The organism is Afipia birgiae 34632, assembly GCF_000308295.2.
Taxonomy (GTDB): Bacteria; Pseudomonadota; Alphaproteobacteria; order Rhizobiales; family Xanthobacteraceae; genus Afipia; species Afipia birgiae.
In genome coordinates, this window is sequence record NZ_HG326653.1 from 738,365 (window position 1) to 761,974 (window position 23,610).

Sequence of the window (23,610 nt, forward strand, 5' to 3'; positions counted from 1 at the left end):
CTGAATTTGCCGGTGGCCCTCAGCGTCCCTTGAACTTGGCCGGGCGCTTTTCGAGGAACGCGCCGACGCCTTCCTTGAAGTCTTCGCTGCGGCCGGCCACGCGCTGGGATCGCTGTTCGAGATCGAGTTGCTCCTCGAACGAATTGTTCTCGCTCTCCCAATAGAGCTGACGGATCAGCGACAGTGCGACTGTCGGTCCGTTGGCCAGATCATGGGCGAGTTTCCTGGTTTCCTCGGCCAGTGCTGCATCATCGACGACGCGATTGATCAGTCCCCATTCCAGCGCCTTCTCGGCGGGAAGCCGTTCGCCCAGCAGGGACAACTCGACGGCACGGGCCTTGCCGATCAGGCGCGGCAGGATCCAGGTCGATCCGCAATCCGGCACCAGGCCGATTCGCCGGAACGCCTGAAGGAAGTATGACGACCGCGCGCACAGGATGATGTCGCCCATCAGCGCGAAGCTCATGCCGGCGCCCGCGGCCGGTCCGTTGACCGAGGTGACGATCGGGCAGTGCAGGTTGCGCAGGCGGCGCAGGAACGGATGAAATCCGGTTTCCAGCGAGGTGCCGGCACTCTGTCGCTTGCCGCTCTGATCGTTGCGGCCCTGAAGATTGGCGCCGGTGCAGAACGCCTTGCCTGCGCCGGTAATCACGAGGCAACGCACGTCGTCGCGCTTCTCGTCGATCGCATCCATCGCCTCGGCCAGACCGGCGAGCATGTCCTGCGACACCGCGTTCATGACTTCCGGATGATCGAGCACAAGTGTCGCGACCGGTCCGTCGAATTCCAGTCGGCAATGTTTGAACTGCATGCGTTCCTCGCTTGATGGGTTTAATTGATCGCCACGTCCGGCAGGCGCTGCCGCGTGCGTTTCGCCGCGACTATTCCGGAAACCGGATGGGCTGTAAACGGCGCGCGTCCACACCGCCATGATGGCGGGTCTGCCATGTATTGCGGATTTCAATTTCGCATGGCGAAAGAGCCGCGCGCGCAGCTGGTTGTTTGATTTTACCCAGGCGATTGGTCAATGTGATCACCAAACAAGACACGATGGGAGATGAAGTGACATGGGCATTTTCGATCTAAGCGGCCGCGTGGCGGTGGTAACCGGCGGTAATGGCGGCATCGGTCTCGGCATCGCGCAGGCACTGGCGGCCGAAGGCTGTGCCGTTTCGATCTGGGGCCGCAATGCGGACAAGAACGCGCAGGCCGTCGCTTCGATCACCAGCAAGGGCGGAAAGGCCGAGGCGCGCGTCTGCGATGTCACCGATGCGGCATCGGTAAAAGCCGCGATGAAAGCCACGCTCGACGCCTTCGGCCGTGTTGATGGCTGTTTCGCCAATGCCGGCATCGGCGGCGGCGGACGGCATGCCTTCATCGATCGCACCGAGGAAGACTGGCGAAAGATGTTCGCCACCAATCTCGATGGCGTGTTTCATGTGTTTCAGGCTGCGGCCCGGCACATGACCGAGCGGGCAGCAAATGGCGATGCATTCGGGCGGCTGGTGGCGACATCAAGTATGGCGTCGCTGTTCGGCACGGCGCGTAATGAACACTACGCGGCGACGAAGGCTGCGATCAATGCGCTGATCCGCGCGCTCGCAGTCGAACAGGCGCGCTACGGCATTACTGCCAACGCGATCCTGCCGGGCTGGATCAAGAGCGAGATGACCGAAGGCCTGATGGCAAATGAGAAGTTCGTTGCCAACGTGATGCCGCGCATTCCGATGCGGCGGTTCGGGGAGCCGTCGGACTTCGGCGGCATCGCGGTTTACCTCATGAGCAAGGCGTCATCGTATCACACCGCGGATACGATCCTGATCGATGGCGGTTACACGGTGTTCTGAGCGTTACTCCGGCAGCGGAATGAACTCGTGCTCGTTCGGCACATGAGCGAAGCGGCCGGCTTTCCAGTCGGCCTTGGCCTCTTCGATGCGCTCCTTGCTCGACGAGACGAAATTCCACCAGATGTGGCGCGGTCCTTCCAGCGCAGCGCCGCCCAAAAACATCATCCGCGCGCGGCGCGTCGCCTTCACGGTGATGCGGTCGCCGGGACGGAAGATCAGCAGCCGCGGGCCTTCGAATTTTTCGCCGGCGATTTCGATCTCGCCATCGACGACATAGATGGCGCGCTCCTCGTGATCGGCATCAAGCGGCACGCGCATGCCCTCGTCGAGCGCGACTTCCGTGTAGAACCACTCCGACACCATATCGACTGGCGATTTCACGCCGAACGACGAACCCGCAATGATGCGGGCCTTGAAGCCGGTGTCGTGTACCTCGGGCAGCGTGGCGGCAGCGAAATGCTGGAATGAGGGGGCGATCTCCTCCTTGCCGACCGGCAACGCGATCCAGCTTTGCAGGCCGAGCATCTGCTGGCCGTTGGCGCGCTGTACATCCGGTGTGCGCTCGGAATGGGCAATGCCGCGTCCGGCGGTCATCAGGTTCATGGCGCCGGGTTGGATTTCCTGAATGTTGCCTTCGCTGTCACGGTGCATGATGCTGCCGTCGAACAGATACGTGACGGTGGCAAGTCCGATATGCGGATGCGGGCGCACATCCATGCCTTTGCCGGCGACGAACTGCACCGGCCCGAAGTGATCGAAGAAAATGAACGGGCCGACCATCTGCCGCTTGCCGTGCGGGAGCGCGCGGCGAACCGCAAAGCCGTCACCCAGATCGCGGGTGCGCGGCACGATGATGAGCTCAAGCGCGTCGCAGGTCTGCGGATCGCCGAGGATCGGATCATTTGATGGCATCCAGCTCATGGCGCGTCTCCCGGCGTTGATGGAAGGATGTTACGCGCTCGCCGATGTCTCCGCGAGCGCGCGGACAGGCAGCATCTTACGAACCGCGGACGAGGATGCAACCTGACCCTTTTCGGCAAAGGCTTCATGGTTTGTCTCGATCTTGTCGAGTGCGTAAAGATAGTTGACCATCAGCCCGTGCGACTGCTGCATGCCCTTCTCGGACCGGTCCCCGAGGAAATTCAGCCGCTCCAGCTGCGCGCCGTTGCCCAAGTGAAAGCGCGCAACAGGGTCTAGTGGATGCCCGCGCGAGCCCTTGGCTTCGATGAAGTAATACGCCGCCAGCGGCAGCAGTTCGGCCTTGACCTGTTCGGCGATGTCGGAATCGTCGGCCCAGTTCGGCGTATCCAGCGCCTCGAGCGTAGCGCGTGACGCTGCATCGAGCAGCGGCGAGATCTCGGAGGCGCGTTCGCGCTTCAGCCAGGTGGCGAATCCCGGTACAGGCGAGAGCGTTACGAAGGTTTGCACATTCGGCAGTTCGCGCTTGATCTCTTCGACCACCTGCTTGATCAGGAAGTTGCCGAAGGAAATGCCGCCGAGGCCCTTCTGCGTATTCGAGATCGAATAGAACACCGCCGTTGTGGCGTCGGTTGCGGCAATTGGTGCGCGCGTGAGATCGAGCAATGGCGCGATCGCCGCCGGACTCTCGCGCGTCAGCGCCACCTCGACAAAGATCAGCGGCTCATCCACGAGCTGCGGATGGAAGAAGCCGTAGCAGCGGCGGTCCGATGGCGCGAGGCGGCTGCGCAAGTCGTCCCAGTTGGTGATGGCGTGCACCTGCTCGTAGCGGATGATCTTTTCCAGAATGTTCGCGGGCGTGGTCCAGTCGATCCGTTGCAGCACAAGAAAACCCCTGTTGAACCACGACGCGAACAGATGCACGAAATCGCTGTCGACATACTTCAGCGCCGGATGATCCTTGATATGCGCCAGCAATGCCTCGCGCATCCGCACCAGCGATGCGGTGCCGCCTGGCGCGAGATTGAGCCGCCGGATCAGCTCCTGGCGGCGCGGCTCGGCCGCCTTTAAAAGCTTGCTGACGGCGTCGGGGGAAGTGCCCTTGTCGCGGACCATGGCCAGCGCCGCGTTCAGTTCGTCCATGTCCGGGCCGAACAGATCGGCAAGGGCATTGAGGAAGGCAAGCTGGTCGGCCTCGCTTGCAGCCGAGTAACCCGCGAGCAGTGTATTGGCGAGTGCGACACCGGTGGCTTCGCCGCGCCGCGACAGCAGGGTTTCACCAAGTCCGATCAGTTCGGCCTGCGACATTGCACGCGCACCGTTCGACAAGCCAAGCAGGCTGCGGCCTCGCTCGGTTAGCGTGGTGAGCAGATTACTTAGGGAGGCCCGATCTAGTCCCAGCGTCGCCATTCGTCAGCTTTGCTCCTGCTCAGTCAGGTTCTATTCGTGGATGATAGACAGCGAATGCGACCGATTCCAGACGGTCCGGCCCCGACTTTCGTTTGGGCAGACTTCCTGTTGAGAATACCTGATCCGCAGGCTGCCTGCAGCGTTGCGACTCAGAGCCGCGCGAGCGAGGTCACGCGGTCGATGTGGTCGAACTTGTCGAGCGACAGGATGGCGTCCGCAAAGCGGTCGGCGCGTTCCTTGAGCACCGGCCGGGCGAGTTGCAGGAATTTCTGCTGCATCGCCGTTGCGTCGGGAAACGACGACAGCTCGCCCGACGGGTCGGGGATCAGGCGTTCAAGTGTGCCTTCCCCGCTGACGATGGAGACGCGCGCGCCGAACGGATGGCTTTTTCCTTCGAGCCGGGCATCCTGCACAACCTCGATCCTGTCGGCGAGCGCTTCAATTGCCGGGTCGCCGAGCCGCTTGTAGTCGTCCCAGCCGAACGAGCCCTGGTCGAGCGCCAGTGCGCCGGTGAAGAACATCGAGAACTGTCCGCCGACGACGCTGCGAGCATGACGTTTGGTTGCGGCGTCGCCGGTCAGCGTGATGCCGTTGCGATGGAGGCCGATTTCGACGCTCTTGATGTTTTCCGGCGTGAGATTGTGCTCGCGGCGCATGGCGATCAGCGCATCGATGGCGGCGTGGGTATAGCGGCAGCTCGGATACGGCTTTACGCCGATCTTCATCGTTTCATAAACGTTGCCGAGACTGGCCACGGCCTTGTCCGGATGCGCGTCGTCGCTGTAACCGACCAGCAGGCCGTGCTTGCCTTCGACCGATTCCGTCGCGCCGATGAATCCCTCGCGCGCCAGTGAGGCGGCGACGACGCCGTTCATCGCGGCAGCGCCAACCTGATAACGCTTGTTCCAGGCTCCGTTGACCAGAAACTGCAGCGAGCCTGCGGCCTGGCTGCCGGAAACGCCGAATGCGGCGACGGTCTGATCTGCATTGAGTTTGTAAAGCTTTGCCGCTGCCGCCGCCGCGCCATAGGTGCCGGCGGTGGCAGTCGGGTGGAAGCCCTTTGCATAATGCGAGGTCGGATCGAGTGCGTTGCCGAGGCGGCAGCAGACTTCATAGCCCGCAACGATGGCGGTCAGCACATCGCGGCCGCTTGCCTTTACGATCTCGCCGACCGCAAAGGCGGCAGGCACCACAGGTGCGCTGGGATGCAGCGAGGAGTCCGCATGGGTATCATCGAAATCGAGCGAGTGGCCGAGCGCACCGTTGAGCAGGGCAGCGATGGCCGGCGTGTAGGTCCTGGCGTCGCCGCACACCGTCGCCTCGCCCTTGCCGTCGAGGCCGAGGGTGGCCAGCATCGCCAGCAGCGACGGCGTCGATTCCGCTTCGCTACGTGCGCGTACGGCGCTGCCGAGGAAATCCAGCGTCAGCGCCTTGGCGCGCTCCCGCACCTCAGCCGGGATGTCTTCGTATCTGAGGTTCGCGACGTAAGCGGCCAGCGTTGCGGTTTCATTCGCCATTGTTGTTCTTCCTGTTCGTTTGGCGGCACACTAGGCATCCTGCGGCTTATGTTCAACCCGCTGTGCGTCCTGCCTGCCTTGACATCCGGCGGCTTGCGGGACGACCTTTGAGGCTGGTTGTGTTTCCATCTTTCACAGTGATACGGCCATGTTTACCGGCATCGGTTTGATCGCTTTCATCTGCATTTTCGGCGCGGGGCTGCTCGGCTTTGCGATTCGTGGCTTTCTGCCTGAGCATCACCGGACAGACGAGACGGGCAAAACGGTGCACAATGTCATGGGCGTCGTCGCGCTGCTGGCAGCGCTTGTGCTCGGCCTTCTGGTTGCCAACACCAAATCGAGTTTTGATTTGCGAAGTCAGGAGGTTCAGCAGTTCAGCGCCAATCTGACGCTGCTCGACCGCGAGCTGATGCATTTTGGCCAGGACGCAGCAAGGGCACGCGAGATGCTGCGCACATTCACAGCACGCAAAATCGCGCAGCTATGGACCGACCGGGCCGCCGATTCCGCAAACGACGCCCTTGAATCGGTGCGGCTGCTCGATGAGATCGAAGGCGATCTCCGCCTGTTCGCGCCAAAAAGCGAAGTTCACATCGAAGGCCGCAAGAATGCGCTTGATATCATCAGGGAGTTGAAGCGCACCAGCCGTCTTTTGGCCGTCCAGCAGATCAATGCGACACCTCGTCCATTTCTGATCGTCGGGATTTTCTGGCTCAGCGTGCTGTTCCTGTGCCGCGCGATATTCGCTCCATTCAACGGGACCGTAATCGCCGCATTTTTTCTTGCCGCACTGTCGGTGTCAGTGGCGATCAATCTGATCTTCGATATGGATCAGCCATTCGCAGGTTTCATCAAGGTCTCGTCCGTGCCGATGCAGCAGGCGCTGGATTGGATGACGCCTTAAGCCGCGGCCGCTTGCATAACGGACGCGCGATGCAGTGAAACGCCGGCGGTCACCCCGTCCGCGACGGCCCAGGCAACGCTGTGCGGCACGCGCGCGGCGTCACCAGCCGCATACACGCCCGGAATTGTCGTCTGCTTGTCAGGTCCGGTGCGAATGACCGAGCCCATCGGCGTGTCGTCAAACGCACAGCCCAGCTGATGCGCCAGCGGACTTGCCATCCGGATCGGAGCGCCGACGAAGAGGGCCGCAACCGGGACAACGCGTCCGTTCTCAAGACGAACGCCCGTGAGATCAGGTGCCGCACCTTCGAGCCCAGCCACCTTCCCGGACTCGACTATGACGTGGCGTCTTGCGAGTTGCGCACGGGCAGTGTCGTCGAGATCGATGACCTCGTTGATGAAAAACGTCACCGGACCCCAATCGGGAACCAGCTCCGCTTGATGAAGTGACATCGGCGAGGTCGCGAGCACGCCGAGCGGCGCGCCATTGAACTCGAAGCCGTGACAGTAGGGGCAATGAATGACTGTCTTGCCCCAGCGCTCGCGCAATCCGGGAAAGTCGGGCAGTTCATCGACCACGCCGGTGGCGAGCACGATGCGCGTTGCATGTGCGGATTGGCCTGAGTCCAGTGAGATCTCGAATCCATCGGGATCGCGCGCAGCACCGACGGCCTCTCCCGCGACAAAGGTGACGTTGGGGTAGGACAGCAATTGAGCGCGTGCATTGGCGATCATCGCGGCGGGTGCATTCCCGTCATGGCCGAAGAAGCCGTGCGAGGCATCGGCAAAACGATTGCGGGGCTTGCCGGCATCGATCACCAGAACGTTCCGCCGCGCCCGGGCGATATAGGTCGCTGCTGAAATGCCAGCGAAACTTCCGCCGACAACGATTGCGTCATACTGCATGGCTGTGTCCTTGCTTGGCTTTGTAGTCCGCGAAGCGCTGGTGAAAATCCGCGGCGAGATCCGCGAGCGTGATGCGGCCGAGCCGATCCATCAGCAGCGCTTCGGCCTCGCGGAAGCCCTCGCTCATGGCGGCATTGACCGCCTGTTCGACAAGGCAGCCCGGACTTTCGGTCCGGTTGCCGATGGCGAACAGGGAGGGCGCGCCGAGCGTTTCATGGATGTCACGCATTGTGACCTTGGTGAGATCGCACGCAATCACCCAGCCGCCGCCATGGCCTTTCTCGGAGCGGACAAAACCGGCGTCGCGCAAGCTCGCCATGGTGCGGCGAATGACGACGGGATTGGTTGCGAGAAATGTCGCCAGGGTTTCCGAGGTCAGCGGCTCGGATTTTTCCGCCATGTGCAAAAGCACGTGGAGAATCGAGGATAAACGGCTGTCTCTTTTCATGTAACTTTGTATGTTACATGAAATAAGGAAAGTCAATCCCGCTTATTCGGGGACCTGCCGCAGCATGGCCGGAACGATAATCCGGTGAAACGGCATGATGGTCGCAAGATAGGCGCGGCCGAGCAGGTTGTGGGTCATCACCAGCGTCGTCGCGGTAACCTGACGGCTCGGAACGCTGCCGGTTACGTCAACGATCACGCGAAAGTCGAGATGCTTGTCGTCGAACCCCGCTACCAGCCGCTGCGGCGTCGCGCTGATCACGGGAAACGGTCCGATCGAATCCGCGACGATGGTTTTTGTATGCGTAGGGGTCTTGAGGCCAAGCGGCGCCACGACAAGATTTCGCAGCTTCATCAGACGGTCGATCCAGCGCGGCAAACGGAGAAACATCCGCTCCGCCGCCTGTCGCGCAGTGAGGCTGTCGTCATTCACGGCGACACCAAACGCATCGGCGAACTGCGCGCCGGGAAGCAGTCCTTTCATCCCGGCATCGGGCTCGCCTCGTACGCTAAAAGCCTGAACGGTCATGTTGCAACCTCAGCCGTTGCGTCAGGGTGCGGAAACGCAGCACGAGCAGGATGGCATAGATGCCGGTGCCGATCGACAGGCCAATCCAGACGCCGATCGCTCCCGAACCGGCCCAGAACGCGAGACCGTAGGCGGCGGTGAAACCGATCAGCCAATAGCTGATCGCCGCGAGCAGCAGCGGGATACGTGTGTCACTGAGGCCGCGAAGCGCACCGGCTGCCACGGTCTGGATGCCGTCGGCGATGAAGAAGGTAGCGCCGACCAGCATCAGCGTGGCGGCGAGTTCGACGGCGGCCAAGCCTTGCCGCGTATCGCCGAAGAAAAATCCCGCGAGGTCAAACCGCATCACGATTACGGCAAGCGTCATCGTCGTCATGAAGGCGATACCGAGCACGATCGCGGCCACGCCGGCGCGGCGAATCGCTGAGACATCACCGCGCCCCAGCGCGTGCCCGACGCGCACGGTGGCGGCCATGCCGATGCCGAACGGCACCATGAACAGGACGGCCGCGATCTGCAGCGCGATCTGATGTGCAGCTAGCGCTGTCGTGCTGATCAATCCCATCAGAAGACCGGCAGCGGAGAACAATCCGTATTCCAGCAGAAACGACACCGCGATCGGCGCGCCGATGATGACAAGCTGGCGCATCAACGGCCAGTCGATCCGCCAAAAGCGCCCGAGCACCTGGAATTTCTTGAACGGCCGCTGGCTCCAGGTAAACCACAGCGCCGCCGCGCACATGCCAAAGTTCACCGTTGTGGTGGCGACACCTGCGCCCAGCAATTCCAGCTTCGGCATACCCCAATGGCCATGGATCAGCGCGTAGCCGAGTACAGCATTCGCGGGAATCGCCGCCAGTGTGATCCACAGGCCCGGTTCGGGCCGGTTGACCGCACCCATGAAGTTGCGGATCGCCATGAAGCACAATGCGGGCGCCATGCCGGGCGCAAGGCCCAGCAGATAACGCTGCGCGAGGCGGGCGTTTTCCGGCGCCTGACCGAGCTGGAGCAGGATCTGTTCGCCGAACAGCGGCAGCATCATCATCGGTATGCACAGCATCAGCGCAGCCCACAGGCCGACGCGAAGCGCGCGGCGGACGATACGCGGCTGGCGCGCGCCCAATGCCTGCGCGGCAAGCGGGGCGACAGCGGACACCAGCCCCATGCCGATCACGAAGGCGACGAAGAACACCGTATGCGCCAGCGATGCGGCGGCGACCGCGGTGTCGCCGAGCCGTCCGATCAGCGCGAGATCGGTGGTCATCATGGCGATCTGCCCCAGTTGCGTCAGCGCAATAGGGAGTGCCAGCTTGATCGTCTCGATGAACTCGGTCGCGGTGGCGCTTCTGGCGAAGCTGGATTCACCGGTCGCAGAGACGGAATCGGCTTTGTCGAGGGATGTCATGACGCGGTTCTAGCACAGAGCCGCCGGCCAAATGATGACCGGCGCAGCGTCGCGCCTTGGTTTATGCGGAGAGGGCGGCGCGGCCGCGCCGCTTACACGTCGACGTTGGCGTCGAGGGAGTTGTCCTGGATGAACTCGCGGCGCGGTTCGACCACGTCGCCCATCAGCTTGGTAAAGATGTCGTCGGCGGCGTCGACTTCCTTGACCTTCACCTGCAGCAGTGAACGGGCGTTGACGTCGAGCGTCGTCTCCCACAATTGCTGCGGGTTCATTTCGCCGAGACCTTTGTAGCGCTGGTAGGTGACGCCCTTGCGGCCGGCATCGGTCACTGCCTCGAACAGGCTGATCGGGCCGTGGATCGGCGTCTCGGTGTCCTTGCGGCGGAGCACGCTGCTGCGCGGATAGGCCTCCTGCAGCGCTGCGGCATATTCATCGAGCTTGCGCGCCTCGGCTGAACCGAGCAGTGCGTCGTCGATCATGGCGGCATCCTTGACGCCGCGCACGGTGCGCTCGAAGAAATAGCCTTCGCCTTCCCTGAAGGTGCCGATCCAGCCTCGCTCGACCTCGTCGGCCAGCGCGTCGAGGCGCTTGGCGATGTAGTCGGCGGCGGCATTGGCGGTCTCGATGTTGCCGACGACATGAGGACTCAGCACGCCTGCGATGGCGGCCTGTTCGACAACAGTGCGGTTGTAGCGGCTGTGCAGGCTGTTGAGGATGCCGCGGATGACGCGCGCGTCCTCCAGCAGCGCCTGAAGGTCGCGGCCCTTGCGGTCCTCGCCCGACGACAGCTTCAGAACACAGTCATCAAGACCGGTCTCGATCAGGTAATCTTCCATCGCGCGCTCGTCCTTGAGGTATTGCTCGGACTTGCCGCGGGTCACCTTGAAGAGCGGTGGCTGCGCGATATAGAGGTAACCGCCTTCGATCAGTTGCGGCATCTGCCGGAAGAAGAACGTCAGCAGCAGCGTGCGGATATGCGCGCCGTCGACGTCGGCGTCGGTCATCACGATGATCTTGTGATAGCGCAGCTTGCCGATGTCGAAATCGTCGCGGCCGATGCCGGTGCCGAGCGCGGTGATCAGCGTGCCGATCTGCTCGCTCGACAACATTTTGTCGAAGCGGGCGCGTTCAACGTTCAGAATTTTACCGCGCAGCGGCAGCACAGCCTGGAATTCGCGGTTGCGGCCCTGCTTGGCCGAGCCGCCTGCGGAATCACCCTCGACGATGAAGAGTTCGGACTTCGCCGGATCGCGTTCCTGACAGTCGGCGAGCTTGCCGGGCAGCGAGGCGATGTCCAGCGCACCCTTGCGCCGGGTGAGATCGCGCGCCTTGCGCGCGGCTTCGCGCGCGGCTGCGGCTTCCATCACCTTGCCGACGATGGTCTTGGCCTCACCGGGATGTTCCTCGAACCACGCGGAGAGTGCTGCGTTCAGCACGTTCTCGACCACGGGCCGCACTTCCGAGGACACCAGCTTGTCCTTGGTCTGCGACGAGAATTTCGGATCGGGCACTTTGACCGACAGCACGGCCGTGAGGCCTTCGCGGCAATCGTCGCCGGTCAGCGCGATCTTTTCCTTCTTCGCCATGGCGTCGGCATAGCCGGTCACCTGACGCGTCAGCGCGCCTCGGAAGCCCGCCAGATGGGTGCCGCCGTCGCGCTGGGGAATGTTGTTGGTGAAGCAAAGCACGTTCTCGTGGTAGCTGTCGTTCCACCACATCGCGACTTCAACGCTGATGCCGTTCTGCTCCGACCGCATCACGATCGGAATCGGCACCACGGGCTTCTTGTTGCGGTCGAGATACTTGACGAATTCCTCGACACCGCCCTCGTAGAACAGCTCCTCGCGCTTCTCCACCGCGTGGCGCATATCGGAAAGCGTGATGTTGACGCCGGAATTCAGGAACGCGAGCTCGCGCAGGCGATGCTCCAGCGTTGCGAAATCGTATTCGACGTTGGTGAAGGTTTCGGTCGAGGCGAGGAACGTCACTTCGGTGCCGCGCTTGCCGTTGGCGTCGCCGACCACCTCGAGCGGAGCGACAGCGTCACCGTGCTTGAACTGGATGTAGTGTTCCTTGCCGTTGCGCCAGACCCGCAATTCCAGCTTGCTCGACAGTGCATTGACCACGGACACGCCGACGCCATGCAGCCCGCCGGACACCTTGTAGGAATTCTGGTCGAATTTTCCGCCGGCATGGAGCTGGGTCATGATGACTTCAGCGGCCGAAATGCCTTCGCCTTTGTGAATGTCGGTGGGAATGCCGCGGCCGTCGTCGCGCACGGTCACCGAGTTGTCGGGATTGAGCACGACCTCTACCCGGGTTGCGTGGCCTGCGAGCGCTTCGTCGATGGCGTTGTCGACGACCTCGTACACCATGTGATGGAGGCCGGAGCCGTCATCGGTGTCGCCGATATACATGCCCGGACGCTTGCGGACGGCGTCGAGACCTTTCAGCACGCGGATCGATTCAGCGCCGTATTCCGCCCCTGGATTGTCCATAGGTTCGGCGCTGGTTTGCCGGGCTGGTTCGGTCATGAGTTGCCTTCAAAGATGGTTCGGCAGAGAGATCGAATCGGGTCGCGAAAAACGCGCCTTCGATTGTCAATTTGTGCCATGAAAACAGTTAAGCTCCTAGGACAAAGTAGCGCCCTGCAAACTGTTGATAAAATGGGAATTTTTGGCTGTTTTTCAAGGCTCCGAAACGGCGTTTTCGGGGCTGTGGAAAAGCCTGATTCGGGCAGCTTGCGCGATGTCCTTTGGGGGCGATTCCGCCCCCTGATTTCCGCCTCACCCGCGCCGGGAAACATGACCGCCTTCGACATCGAAAACGTCCGCGCCCGCACCGACGTCGACGAATGCTGCGGGGTCCGCACCGGTCATCCAGACCTGCGCGCCGAGCCTCGCCAACTCGTCGAACAGCGCGGTGCGGCGGTTAGGATCAAGATGTGCGACGACTTCATCGAGCAACAGGAGCGGGGTGATGCCGGTCATCTCGGCGACAAGATTGGCGTGAGCCAGCACGAGGCCGATCAGCAGCGCCTTCTGTTCGCCCGTGGAGGCGTCGCGGGCCGGCATATTTTTCGGCGCGTAGATCACCATCAGATCGGTGAGATGCGGCCCGCTCAGCGTGCGCCCGGCAGCGGCGTCCTTCGCGCGGCTCTCGCGCAGCATCTCGCGGTAACGGTCTTCCACGGCAGTTGCCGTGTCGGTCAGCAGGGCATTCTCCATCCAGCCGTCGAGCGCAATCAGTGCGGAGGGAAATGCCGACGCGGATCCACGCGCGGCAAGCATTCCCGCGAGGCGCTGCAACGTCTGTCCGCGCTGGGCCGCAACCGCAACGGCGAGCTCCGCGGTTTCGCGCTCAATGGCGTCGCACCAGTGCGCATCGAAATTGCGGTCTTCCAGCAGGCGGTTTCTGGAACGAAGCGAACGGTCCAGCGCCGAGACACGGCTCGAATGCTCGCTGTCGATCGCCAGCACCAGACGGTCGAAGAAGCGCCGCCGCTCGGAGGCCGCACCCATGAACAGGCTGTCCATCGCCGGCGTCAGCCACACCATACGCAGATGATCGCCGAAGGCGGTTGCGGACGTCACCGGCTCGCGGTCGATGCGGACGCGGCGAGATGATGCTGTGCCGTCGGCGCGCGGTGCGTCGATGCCGGTTCCGAGGGTGGCGAGACCGAGTTCACCTTCAACTTCAGCGGACACTGCCCACGATCCATCGCCCTGGATGTCCGCGACATCGTCCAGCGTGGCGCGGCGCAGGCCACGGCCCGGTGACAGAAACGAGATCGCCTCAAGGCAATTGGTTTTCCCCGCGCCATTGGGGCCGACCAGCACCACAACATCGCCGCGCGTCTCGACGCTCGCCGCGCGGTAGTTGCGGAAATGCGTGAGGCTCAGGCGAAGGATGCGGGAGACGGTCATGGTCCGCCGTCTTACAGCAGAATACGGGCCCTTACACCCGCATCGGCATCAGGACGTAAAGTGCGCCTTTGGAATCCTTGTCCTGCACCAGCGTCGGCGAACCGGGATCGGCAAGACGCAGCACGGCGACTTCACCTTCGATCTGGGCTGCGATGTCGAGCAGGTAGCGCGAGTTGAAGCCGATATCGAGCGGGTCGGACGCATACTCGACTTCGAGTTCTTCCGTCGCACTTCCCGAGTCAGGATTGGTCACGGACAGGATCAGCTTGCCGGCAGACAGCGCGAGTTTCACGGCGCGGCCACGTTCGCTGGAAATCGTCGAGACGCGGTCAACCGCGGCCTCGAAATCCTTCTTGTCGACGATCAGTTCCTTGTCATTGTTCTGCGGAATGACACGGCCATAATCCGGGAAGGTGCCGTCGATCAGCTTTGAGGTCAGTACGACGTCGCCGATGGTGAAACGGATCTTGCCCTGTGACAGCTCGATCTTGAGTTCTGCTTCGTTGTCTTCAATCAGACGCTGCACTTCGCCCACGGTCTTGCGCGGCACGATGACACCCGGCATGCCCTCGGCGCTCTTCGGCAGCGGCAGATCGACCTGCGCCAGTCTGTGGCCGTCGGTCGCCACCGCGCGCAGCGTTGCTTGTTTGGCGCTGCCTGCTGCGTGGAGATAGATGCCGTTGAGATAGTAGCGCGTCTCCTCCGTCGAGATCGCGAACTGGGTGCGGTCGATCAGCCGCTTCATGTCAGCGGCGGCCAGCGTGAACGAATGGGTCATGTCGCCGGCGGCAAGATCCGGGAAGTCGCTTTCCGGCAGCGTCTGCAGCGTGAAGCGCGAACGCCCCGCGCGGATGGCGAGAACCGATCTGTCGCCGTCGCCTTCGAGAACGATCTGCGATCCGTCGGGCAGCTTGCGCACGATGTCGTAGAACATGTGCGCAGGGACGGTGATCGATCCGCCGGTGCCGGTCTCGGCCGCCAGCGTTTCGGTGACTTCGAGGTCGAGGTCGGTGGCCTTCAGGCTGAGGCGCGACTTGTCGGCGCGGATCAGCACGTTGCCGAGGATCGGAATGGTGTTGCGGCGTTCGACCACGCGATGAACGTGGCTCAGCGATTTCAGCAGTTGCGCGCGCTCGACGGTAACCTTCATGACAATTCCGCCCGATCCCAAGTCTGGACTTTTAAGTCCCGGAGCACGTCCGGGATGGGCCGGACGAGTCCACATCGTTATTGGAGGTGCCGGGCGGCTGGTAAGCACGCGCCGGCGACTGAAACCCGCGGACCTGACGAAATGGAGGTTTCGCCGGGGCCTCGGGGGACCGTAAGGTGACGCGGTTGCGCGCGAAGCGCAAGGGTAGGGACCGCTTGGAAGCGGCTTTCCCCCTTTGTTATCTCAGGTCTTTCCAAACCATGCCGGCGGGATCACTCCTGAAGCTGGCGCTTCAGCAGTTCGACCTCGTCGGACAGCGTGAGGTCCTTGGAGACCAGCGCCTCGATCTTGCGGACGGCATGCAGAACCGTGGTGTGGTCGCGGCCGCCGAACCGGCGTCCGATTTCAGGCAGGGAGCGCAGCGTCAGCGTCTTGGCGAGGTACATCGCGACCTGACGCGGGCGAACCACATTGGCGGTCCGGCGCGACGACAGGAGGTCGGAGCGGCTGACATTGTATTGCCGGGCGACGACCCGCTGGATGTCCTCAATCTTGACCCGCTTCGGCTCCATCGGCCGGACCAGATCGCGCACTTCGCGCTCGGCCATTTCCAGCGTCACGGTGGTTGCGTTGAGCTTCGAGTGAGCGAGGAGGCGGTTGATCGCGCCTTCGAGGTCGCGGCCGTTGTGGGTGATGGTCTTGGCGAGATATTCCAGCACCGGCATCGGCACGTCGAAGGTGGCATGATGCGCCTTCGCCGCGGACACGCGCGACTTCAGGATTTCGAGCCGCAGTTCTTCGCCAAGTGAGCCCATTTCGACCACGAGGCCACCGGCCAGACGCGAGCGCACCCGATCGTCGAGGCTTTCGAGATCGGACGGCGGCCGGTCGGCGGCGATCACGACCTGACGGCCGGCGTCGATCAGCGCATTCAGAGTGTGGCAGAACTCCGACTGGGTCGATTTGCCTTGCAGGAACTGCAGGTCGTCGATCACCAGCACGTCGATGCCGCGCAGCGCTTCCTTGAAGGCCAGCGCGGTCTGCGATTTCAGCGCGGCGACAAAGCCGTACATGAATTTCTCGGCCGTGAGATACAGTACCTTGCGCTCGGGATTGGAATTTCCGGCCCAGGTCACCGCCTGCAGCAGATGGGTTTTGCCGAGGCCCACGCCCGCATGAATGTAAAGCGGATTGAACATCACGCTGTCGCCGCGGCGGCCTTCGGCCACCTGACGGGCGGCGGCATGCGCCAGCGTGTTAGAACGGCCCATCACGAAGGTTGCGAATGTCAGGCGAGGATCGAGCGGCGAGCCGCCGAGCGCATCGTGGCTGGCTGAAACCGGCGCGGTGGCGGTATTGCGCAACTCGGGCGCGGGCCGGCTTTGGTTATTGTCAGCCCGGCGTTCGTCCTGCGGCGCTTTCGTATCCTTGACAGGGGTGGCACAGCGCATGGCGGTTCGCACCGTGAGTTCAATGCGCTTGATGCTCGGCGCTTCCGACTGCCAGCAGGTCAGGACGCGGTCGGCATAGTGCGCCTGGATCCAGCTTTTGAGGAACTTGGTCGGCACCGTCATGTGGACGCAGTCGTCATGGATGCGCTCGAGGTCCATGCGCGCGAACCAGCTGGTGTAGAAATCCTCGCCGACGTTGGTCCGGAGCCGTCCCTTGAACCGGGCCCACTGATCGCGTTCGACGTCTGCCAGTCCGAGGTTCGTTGAGATTGTTTCTGCCGAGATTGTCATTTGCGTTCTGATCTTCTGGTTGATGTGTGATCCGGCGTGGTCGCCGTGAAATGAGTGGGGCCGCCCGCCGACATGCGCTCCTTCCTTCGTCCTCGGACGCTCCGCCGTTCGGCGTTGATCGCCGCGTGGCGCTGAATTGGGAGGGAAGGCGCGTGTGGCGTTAGCGCGTACTGTGCCGGATTGGCGGACCGCAGGGGGCAGCTGGCGCGTTCACGGAAACAACATCGCTGGAAATGAATGCTGCAAAGTCGTTCTGTCGGCTCTGGCTGCTGGACATAGATATTCCCCCTCCTGCCGCGGGAAATTCGCGGCAAGTTGTTGTCGCCTTGATGTGTTCAAATCTCATATCGTCCGATCCGCTGATCGATCAGACATCAACTCGCTTCGTTTTGCCCGTCCAACCCTGTCCCCTGTCTTTCGAAGCCGGTGGATGCTTTACTCTGTGCGGCTTCTCACTTTTGATCCGGGGGCCGGAGTGTCCCGGCCGCGGCGGAGAATTTTCACACAGGGTACCGGCCCCACAAATCATGTGAGTTCGGATCCGACCATCGCTTGGAAAGCGTCGCTAGCCTGCAGACTGTCCTGACTTGCATGCCCGCCCAAGGTTCTCAAACCGCGCTGATCAGAAGAGCCGTGGACGACGTGACGTACTAAGAAATACACGAGGCGCTACGGCTCGCAACGGAATTGATTTCGCATCGCGCGCTCAAAGTGCGACTTGCGGGCGATGTGAAACGGGCGCGTCTTCGTGACAAAACGGCAAGGTTTTGAATCTGTGCGAAGATTCGAGAAGTCGGACAGCTGTCACAAATCGGCCGATCGTCAAAACTTCCTTCATAAATAATTTAAGATTCATCAGGCGGCGCCTGCGTTTTCCAAGTGCTGCCGTGCGCTATGCCGATAAGGTCTTCGCCGCGCGTGCATTTTTGTGATCGACCGAACAGGGTAACCCTTGTCGGCATTCTGGAGTCGGTGCGCTCGCGCACTTGCTTTTTCAAAAGATCGGAAGCGCAGCGCGCGCTCTTCGCATGTGCACTCTCTGCGGTGCCTACGTGCCGCCGATCGAGTCGCGATGAAGAATGTTTGCGAACGATGAAGCGACGGCAAAAGAAAAAGCCCGGCGTCAGCCGGGCTCTTTTGTCAGTCTGCTTTTTCAGATTGCGCTGCGGAGCTTACTTCGCGAGCTTAGCGATCTGATGCGTCAGGCGCGACACCTTCCGGCTCGCATTGTTCTTGTGAATGATGTTGCGCTGCGCGGCCTGCATCAAATCCGGCTCGGCCTGCTTCATCGCTTCGAGTGCAGCGGCGCGGTCGCCCTTCTTGATGGCGTCCTCGACGTTGCGAACCGAGCCGCGCATCTGGGTGCGGCGCGACTTGTTGATCAGGGTACGGCGGGCAATCTTGCGCGTCGCTTTTTTGGCAGAGGTGGTGTTGGCCATGGTCTCTCGGTTTCTCTCGGTCGGTCAGTCTGCGGCTGTCATATCGAGCCAGCAGAGCGATCGATATCGACCGTTCGGCCGATGCTGGGTGAAAATCGGGTGTTCCTGAGAATGTTCTTTCCAAAGAGCTTGCTTAAAACGACACGCTCTTAAAGAACATCGGCGGCAGGATTGCGCCCGCCGCCAGTCGGGGTTCTTATAGGGATACTGGCCTGCACCGTCAACGATTTCCGGGCCTATTTTGGCCCAATCGGGACTGTTTAAGGTCCCTGCCGGGCTCGGCGAAGTGATTGAAATATAGGGGGTGAACGATGATCCGCGGGTTTTTTCGTCTGATCGGGCTGTTTCTGCTGGTCGTCGGCTTCCTGTCGCTGGTTTACGATGGGGCCCGGACCATTGCCGACCAGACGCTGCGGATCACGCGGCTTGGCGAGTTGTGGAACGACATCAATCAGGCCAGCCAGCTGTCGTTTCAGGCTATGGTTGAGGGCGTCTCGCCGCTGCTCTGGAACAGCGTCATGAAGCTGCTGCTCAACCAGCCCGCCTGGGCCGTGTTGGGCCTTCTGGGCATTCTGCTGATGCTGCTGTTCCGGCCCGCCAAGCCGCTGATCGGCTATTCGCGGAATTGACCGGCGACGGGTTCGTCCAGCGGTTGGAATCTGCGAACGCGGCCGCCGGAATTTCAAGAGGCGATGCCGGACATATGATGAGCCAGCTACGCGTAACGCCCTGACGGGCGGCGCGTAAAGGCACATATACTTATAGAGAGAAGCCAACCCACAAGGAGCAAGCCATGTTCTTCTCCCGCAAACCCCTTGAAGTGCCGAGTGCTGCCGATGCACTGCCTGGCCGACCGACAGCGCTTCCGACCGCGAAGACCCATTTCGTCAGCGGCCATGCGCTCAAGGGGCCGTATCCCGAAGGCCTCGAGACCGCGGTGTTCGGTCTCGGCTGCTTCTGGGGCGCCGAGCGCAAATTCTGGGAAATGGACGGCGTGTATGTCACTGCGGTCGGCTATGCCGGCGGATCGACGCCGAACCCCACCTATGAAGAGACCTGCTCGGGCCGCACCGGCCACACCGAGGCGGTGCTGGTGGTGTTCGATCCGAAGAAGGTGTCCTACGACGCGTTGCTGAAGACGTTCTGGGAAAGTCACGATCCGACCCAGGGGATGCGTCAGGGCAACGACATCGGCACGCAGTATCGCTCGGCGATCTACACCACCAGCGATGCACAGTTGAAGGCGGCGCTGGCCTCGAAGGACGCCTACAACAAGGCGCTCAACGCCAAGCGGTACGGTTCGATTACCACCGAGATCAAGCCGGCCGGCGAGTTCTACTTTGCCGAGGACTACCATCAGCAGTATCTGGCGAAGAATCCCGCCGGTTACTGCGGTCTTGGCGGAACCGGCGTGTCCTGCCCGATCGGAGTGGGCGTCAGCGCATGATCTGGAGACCCGTTTTCGATCGGATCATGTGCGGCCAAATGGACGCCTAACGCTTTGTTAACCATACGTGCCGCAAACCGGGCCTGTCTCTCAGATGAGGACGGGCCCGGAGTGTTTTATGCGTGCGTCGCGATGGTCGCTAATCGCTGTCGTTGTCACTGCGCTCGCGCTGACGGGCTGCATGCGGACGTCTGCGTCGGTATCGACCGGCTACGCTCCGGTCGATGAGCCGTATCGGCTTGATGCCGGTGACAGGCTGCGCATCGTCGTTTATGGCCAGGACGGTCTCACAAATACCTATGCGGTCGGCGCGAGCGGATCGATCATCATGCCGCTGATCGGGTCGGTGCCCGCGCGCGGTCTGACACCTGCTGAACTCGCCGCGGCCGTTACGGCGCGGCTGAAAAGAGGCTATCTGCGCGAGCCCTATGTGGCCGCGGAGGTCGAGAGCTATCGCCCGTTCTTCATCCTCGGCGAAGTCGCCGCTCCCGGACAATATCCCTACGTGCCCAATATGACTCTCGAGAGTGCGGTGGCCATTGCCGGCGGCTTCACGCCGCGCGCGCAACGCAATGCCATCCGGCTGACCCGCGTCGGCGAAGGTGGGACCGCGCAGGCGGTTGTGCCGCCCGGCACCTTCCTCAAGCCCGGCGATACTGTCGTCGTCGCCGAGCGGTGGTTTTAACGCGCCCCTCCGCGCGGCGTCCCGGCGAAGGCCGGGACCCATACTCCCCAGGCCATCGATTCTGCGCACGATGTTCGCGCCTCAGGACATCGCTGCGTTCCATCCGGCGACGGCTCGGTGTCAATTCGGGATCTCTGAGTGCCGCCCTATCGCCACATCCAGTTGCGGCTCCAGTCGGCCTTCCAGCCGGTCAGACGGCCGCCGCGGAATTGCAGATAAAGCGGATTGTCGCGGAACGACCAGCGGCTGCCGCCGACATTGCGGATCACCAGAAAGATTTCGTTGCCGGGCCGCCCGCTGACATAGCTCAGCGGTTGTCCGAGCGCCTCGGTCGCGTCCTCCACGCTCATACCGAACACCAGCGGCGTGTGGTTGGACAGCGTCGTGGTGAACGGGGAGGGCGGCAACTGCCTCGCGTGCACGGGGGTATGCGCAAGGATAAGGGCGACAAGCGCTGTGAAGACAACTAGTTTCATGCGCAAATACTTGTTGGATTTGCCGGTCAAGGCAAGCCGAAAGACCAACGAAAATTCCGGGGAAGGATCAACTTTTTGTCGCGTTTGCGGATAGGTGCGGGATCGGCGTGGTGGGGTGACCGCATCGAGCCGGCGAAACTCAACGCCGAGCGGGGCGACCTCGATTATCTCTGTTTCGAAACCATGGCGGAAGCGACCGTCTCCGCAGCGCAGGTGCGCAAGCGGCGTGATCCGTCATTTCCCGGATACGACACCTATCTCGACGACCGCATGAAGGCGGTGCTGCCGGGTTGCCTGAAGCGCGGCACGAAGATCATCAGCAACCAGGGCTGGATCAATCCGGACGGCGCGGCGCAGCGCATCGTCGAACTCCTGCGCGAACATGGAGCAAAACGAAAGAAGGTCGCCGCGGTCTCGGGCAGTCTGATCACCGACCGGATCGCGAAACTCGGCGGCACCATTCTCGAAAGCGGCGCGCAGGTCGCCTCCATCGCGCCGGAGATCATTTCAGCGGAAGCCTATCTCGGCGCGGAGCCGATTGTCGAAGCGCTGCGTCAGGGCGCGGACATCGTCATCACCGGCCGGGTCGCCGACCCGTCGCTGTTTCTCGCGCCGATGATGCACGAATTCGGCTGGCGGGCGGATGATTTCGATCGGCTTGGCGCGGGCAGCGGTCTCGGGCATTTGCTGGAATGCGGGGCGCAGGTCACCGGCGGTTATTTCGCCGACCCTGGTTTCAAGGATGTGCCGGACCCGTGGGATCTGGCCTTTCCGATTGCCGAGGTGGAAGCGGATGGCAGCGCGGTGATCGCGAAAGTCGCGGGCACCGGCGGCGCGATCAATGCCATGACGGTAAAGGAGCAGATGCTCTACGAGGTGCACGATCCGGCGAACTACATCACGCCGGACGTGGTGGTTGATTTCACCACTGCCGCGCTCGAGCAGGTTGGGCCGGACCGTATGCGCGTCAGCAATATCGGCGGCAAGCCGCGGACGCCGACGCTGAAAGTCTCGATGGGCTGTATGGAAGGCTTCATCGGCGAGGACATGTTCTTCTATGCAGGGCCGGGCGCGCTGCGCCGTGCGCAGTTAGCGAAGCGGATTCTGGAAGAGCGGTTTCGCATCGTGGACCTGAAGACCGACGACCTGCGGATCGATTTCCTCGGCCTCAATGCGATTCATGGCGAAGCCACACCAAAGGATGCGCCGGAGCCTTATGAAGTCGCGGTGCGCGTCGCGGCGCGCTGCAGGACGCGTGAGGAGGCCTTGAAGGTCGGCCGTGAGATCGACGGCATGGCCGTGTCAGGTGTGGGCATGACCGGCAAGCGGGTGCCGCATCAGGACCGTGCCCGCGAGATCATCGGCGTGTGGTCCACTTTGGTCCCGCGCGAAGCGGTGCCCCCCGCCATCACCAGGTATGAGAGCTGAAGCCATGCAAGGGACTTTGCAGGTCAAACTTGAACGCGTCGCGCATGTGCGCTCCGGCGACAAGGGCAACACCTCGAACATCGCCGTCATCGCCTATTGCGACGAATTCTATCCCTTGCTGAAAGAGCAACTGACCGCGGCGCGGTTCAAGGCGTTCTATCGCGGCGCAATCAAGGGCGATGTCACGCGCTATGAAGCCGACAATCTCGCCGCGCTGAACTTCGTGGCGGAGGGTGCGCTCGGCGGCGGTGTATCGCGCAGCCTCAGCCTCGACAATTACGGAAAGGCGCTCTCGGCGGCGATCCTCGGCTTCGACATCGAGGTGCCGGAGCAGTATTCGAATCTGCTGCGCGGCGGATAAGCTTCGACCCGTATCGAAACAATGAACTGCGCCGGCGTGGCAACGTCGCCGCGAACAGAAAGCTGACGGCGCGACATGACACTCGCAATCGAGACGCCACCCTCGCGCACCGCGATCAATCTTGCCTTGCTGGTGCTGCTGGCGACGCTGTGGGGTGCGGCCTACACGCTGGTCAAGATCGGCGTCGAGACCATTCCGCCGCTGACCCTGATCGCCGCGCGCACGCTGATCGCAGGCGGCATTCTGCTGGCGATCATGCGCCTGCGTGGCATCACCATGCCGCGCGATCCAGCGGTGTGGAAGCGGTTCATGATTCAGTCCTGTCTCAACAGCGTGATCCCTTTCACGCTGATCGCCTATGCGCAGCAGCACGTCGGCGCCGGTCTCGCGACCATCCTGGGTTCGAACGCACCGATCTTTGCCTTCCTGCTGGCGCTGCTGTTCGTGCGTCACGAGCGTCCGACCTTGCGCCAGTCGTTCGGTGTTGCGGCAGGTCTCGCCGGAATCTGTCTGGTCGTGGGCGTCGATGCACTGAACGGATTGGGACAGGATGTCATCGCGCAGCTTGCACTGGTGCTCTCCGCGGTCCTGTTCGGTGCGGCCGTGCTGTTCGGGCGCAATTTCAACGGGCTCGATCCGATGGTGCCGGCCGCCGGCTCGTTGATCTGCGGCGCGGTTATGCTGACGCCGCTCAGTTTGATCATCGACCGGCCATGGACGCTGACACCGTCGGCGGCGTCCATCACAGCCCTGATTGCGCTTGCGGTGTTCTCGACCGCGCTCGCCTTCGTGATCTATTTCCGCCTGATCCAGACGCTGGGACCGGTCGGCACCACCGCGCAGGCTTACCTGCGCGTGCCGCTCGGCGTCGGTCTTGGCGTGGTGGTTCTGGGCGAAACACTCTCGCCCACGATCTGGATCGGTCTGGTTTGCGTCGTTGCCGGGATTGCCGCAATGACGATTCCCAAGCGCGCAACTCCCCCTGTCAGCTAGCGGCCTGCGCCGCTTGCGGCGTTGCACAACGGCGCTGCCGCGCTCATACGCCATCATTTTGTTTTGATCGATTCTAATTTT

22 protein-coding genes are annotated in these 23,610 nt (G+C 62.4%); 8 read left to right on the forward strand and 14 right to left on the reverse strand.

The window, feature by feature from the left end; all coding sequences use genetic code 11:
* Window positions 1–19: 19 nt before the first annotated feature.
* The gene (locus tag BN32_RS17480) at window positions 20–811 is read right to left on the reverse strand and encodes an enoyl-CoA hydratase/isomerase (protein WP_040426881.1); all 792 of its coding nucleotides are present in this window, start codon (window positions 809–811) and stop codon (window positions 20–22) included.
* 256 nt (window positions 812–1,067) lie between these two features.
* Here BN32_RS17480 and BN32_RS17485 point away from each other — a divergent pair, with 256 nt between their 5' ends.
* A complete protein-coding gene (locus BN32_RS17485) occupies window positions 1,068–1,847 on the forward strand; it encodes an SDR family NAD(P)-dependent oxidoreductase (RefSeq protein ID WP_019199044.1) in 780 nt (259 codons plus the stop codon).
* Window positions 1,848–1,850: 3 nt separating this feature from the next.
* Here BN32_RS17485 and BN32_RS17490 read toward each other — a convergent pair whose 3' ends face one another.
* The 3 genes from BN32_RS17490 to BN32_RS17500 form a co-directional block, all read right to left on the reverse strand.
* Window positions 1,851–2,768, reverse strand: coding sequence for a pirin family protein (locus BN32_RS17490; protein WP_019199043.1), 918 nt, complete (start codon window positions 2,766–2,768; stop codon window positions 1,851–1,853).
* A 30-nt stretch (window positions 2,769–2,798) separates the two neighbouring features.
* The gene (locus tag BN32_RS17495) at window positions 2,799–4,175 is read right to left on the reverse strand and encodes a malonyl-CoA decarboxylase (protein WP_040426630.1); all 1,377 of its coding nucleotides are present in this window, start codon (window positions 4,173–4,175) and stop codon (window positions 2,799–2,801) included.
* A gap of 149 nt (window positions 4,176–4,324) precedes the next feature.
* Window positions 4,325–5,692 carry an MmgE/PrpD family protein gene (locus BN32_RS17500; RefSeq protein WP_019199041.1) on the reverse strand — a complete coding sequence of 456 codons (1,368 nt, stop codon included), beginning with the start codon at window positions 5,690–5,692 and terminating at the stop codon, window positions 4,325–4,327.
* 148 nt (window positions 5,693–5,840) lie between these two features.
* On the opposite strand from BN32_RS17500, the gene BN32_RS17505 reads away from it, so the two are divergent.
* Window positions 5,841–6,596, forward strand: coding sequence for a bestrophin-like domain (locus BN32_RS17505; RefSeq protein WP_019199040.1), 756 nt, complete (start codon window positions 5,841–5,843; stop codon window positions 6,594–6,596).
* Here BN32_RS17505 and BN32_RS17510 read toward each other — a convergent pair.
* From BN32_RS17510 to rpsT, 9 genes are all read right to left on the reverse strand, one after another.
* Window positions 6,593–7,501, reverse strand: a complete 909-nt coding sequence (locus BN32_RS17510; RefSeq protein WP_019199039.1) for an NAD(P)/FAD-dependent oxidoreductase — start codon at window positions 7,499–7,501, stop codon at window positions 6,593–6,595. The two genes, BN32_RS17505 and BN32_RS17510, sit on opposite strands and share 4 nt — an antisense overlap.
* Window positions 7,491–7,949 carry an Rrf2 family transcriptional regulator gene (locus tag BN32_RS17515; RefSeq protein ID WP_040426631.1) on the reverse strand — a complete coding sequence of 153 codons (459 nt, stop codon included), beginning with the start codon at window positions 7,947–7,949 and terminating at the stop codon, window positions 7,491–7,493. Before BN32_RS17515 ends, BN32_RS17510 begins: the two co-directional genes overlap by 11 nt.
* 42 nt (window positions 7,950–7,991) lie before the next feature.
* Complete coding sequence (locus BN32_RS17520) at window positions 7,992–8,477, reverse strand: DUF2867 domain-containing protein (protein ID WP_040426632.1); 486 nt, start codon at window positions 8,475–8,477, stop codon at window positions 7,992–7,994.
* The gene (locus BN32_RS17525) at window positions 8,458–9,882 is read right to left on the reverse strand and encodes an MATE family efflux transporter (RefSeq protein ID WP_019199036.1); all 1,425 of its coding nucleotides are present in this window, start codon (window positions 9,880–9,882) and stop codon (window positions 8,458–8,460) included. The genes BN32_RS17520 and BN32_RS17525 overlap by 20 nt, the downstream gene beginning before the upstream one ends.
* A 92-nt stretch (window positions 9,883–9,974) precedes the next feature.
* Window positions 9,975–12,416: a DNA topoisomerase (ATP-hydrolyzing) subunit B gene (gene gyrB / locus BN32_RS17530; protein ID WP_040426633.1), complete on the reverse strand. Its 2,442-nt coding sequence runs from the start codon at window positions 12,414–12,416 to the stop codon at window positions 9,975–9,977.
* 252 nt (window positions 12,417–12,668) lie between these two features.
* On the reverse strand, window positions 12,669–13,808 hold the full coding sequence (gene recF, locus BN32_RS17535; protein WP_019199034.1) for a DNA replication/repair protein RecF: 1,140 nt from the start codon (window positions 13,806–13,808) through the stop codon (window positions 12,669–12,671).
* A gap of 31 nt (window positions 13,809–13,839) precedes the next feature.
* Window positions 13,840–14,958 carry a DNA polymerase III subunit beta gene (dnaN, locus tag BN32_RS17540; protein ID WP_019199033.1) on the reverse strand — a complete coding sequence of 373 codons (1,119 nt, stop codon included), beginning with the start codon at window positions 14,956–14,958 and terminating at the stop codon, window positions 13,840–13,842.
* Window positions 14,959–15,230: 272 nt separating this feature from the next.
* The gene (gene dnaA / locus BN32_RS17545; RefSeq protein ID WP_019199032.1) at window positions 15,231–16,700 is read right to left on the reverse strand and encodes a chromosomal replication initiator protein DnaA; all 1,470 of its coding nucleotides are present in this window, start codon (window positions 16,698–16,700) and stop codon (window positions 15,231–15,233) included.
* Window positions 16,701–17,872: 1,172 nt separating this feature from the next.
* Window positions 17,873–18,139 (reverse strand): 30S ribosomal protein S20, encoded by a 267-nt coding sequence (rpsT, locus tag BN32_RS17550; RefSeq protein ID WP_019199031.1) that lies wholly within the window; start codon window positions 18,137–18,139, stop codon window positions 17,873–17,875.
* 311 nt (window positions 18,140–18,450) lie between these two features.
* Between rpsT and BN32_RS17555 the strand changes: the two genes are divergently transcribed.
* The 3 genes from BN32_RS17555 (at window position 18,451) to BN32_RS17565 (ending at window position 20,271) form a co-directional block, all read left to right on the forward strand.
* Entirely contained in the window at window positions 18,451–18,768 is a 318-nt protein-coding gene (locus tag BN32_RS17555; protein ID WP_019199030.1) for a hypothetical protein, read from the forward strand.
* Between the two features lie 164 nt (window positions 18,769–18,932).
* Window positions 18,933–19,586 carry a peptide-methionine (S)-S-oxide reductase MsrA gene (gene msrA, locus BN32_RS17560; RefSeq protein ID WP_019199029.1) on the forward strand — a complete coding sequence of 218 codons (654 nt, stop codon included), beginning with the start codon at window positions 18,933–18,935 and terminating at the stop codon, window positions 19,584–19,586.
* 118 nt (window positions 19,587–19,704) lie between these two features.
* Window positions 19,705–20,271, forward strand: coding sequence for a polysaccharide biosynthesis/export family protein (locus BN32_RS17565; RefSeq protein WP_019199028.1), 567 nt, complete (start codon window positions 19,705–19,707; stop codon window positions 20,269–20,271).
* A 146-nt stretch (window positions 20,272–20,417) separates the two neighbouring features.
* Here the strand turns inward: BN32_RS17565 and BN32_RS17570 are convergent, their stop codons facing one another.
* The gene (locus BN32_RS17570; RefSeq protein ID WP_040426885.1) at window positions 20,418–20,747 is read right to left on the reverse strand and encodes a hypothetical protein; all 330 of its coding nucleotides are present in this window, start codon (window positions 20,745–20,747) and stop codon (window positions 20,418–20,420) included.
* 75 nt (window positions 20,748–20,822) lie between these two features.
* On the opposite strand from BN32_RS17570, the gene BN32_RS17575 reads away from it, so the two are divergent.
* The 3 genes from BN32_RS17575 (at window position 20,823) to BN32_RS17585 (ending at window position 23,529) form a co-directional block, all read left to right on the forward strand.
* The gene (locus tag BN32_RS17575) at window positions 20,823–22,175 is read left to right on the forward strand and encodes an acyclic terpene utilization AtuA family protein (protein WP_019199026.1); all 1,353 of its coding nucleotides are present in this window, start codon (window positions 20,823–20,825) and stop codon (window positions 22,173–22,175) included.
* Between the two features lie 4 nt (window positions 22,176–22,179).
* Window positions 22,180–22,536 carry an AtuA-related protein gene (locus BN32_RS17580; RefSeq protein WP_040426635.1) on the forward strand — a complete coding sequence of 119 codons (357 nt, stop codon included), beginning with the start codon at window positions 22,180–22,182 and terminating at the stop codon, window positions 22,534–22,536.
* Window positions 22,537–22,611: 75 nt separating this feature from the next.
* Window positions 22,612–23,529, forward strand: a complete 918-nt coding sequence (locus tag BN32_RS17585; protein ID WP_019199024.1) for a DMT family transporter — start codon at window positions 22,612–22,614, stop codon at window positions 23,527–23,529.
* Window positions 23,530–23,610 lie beyond the last annotated feature (81 nt).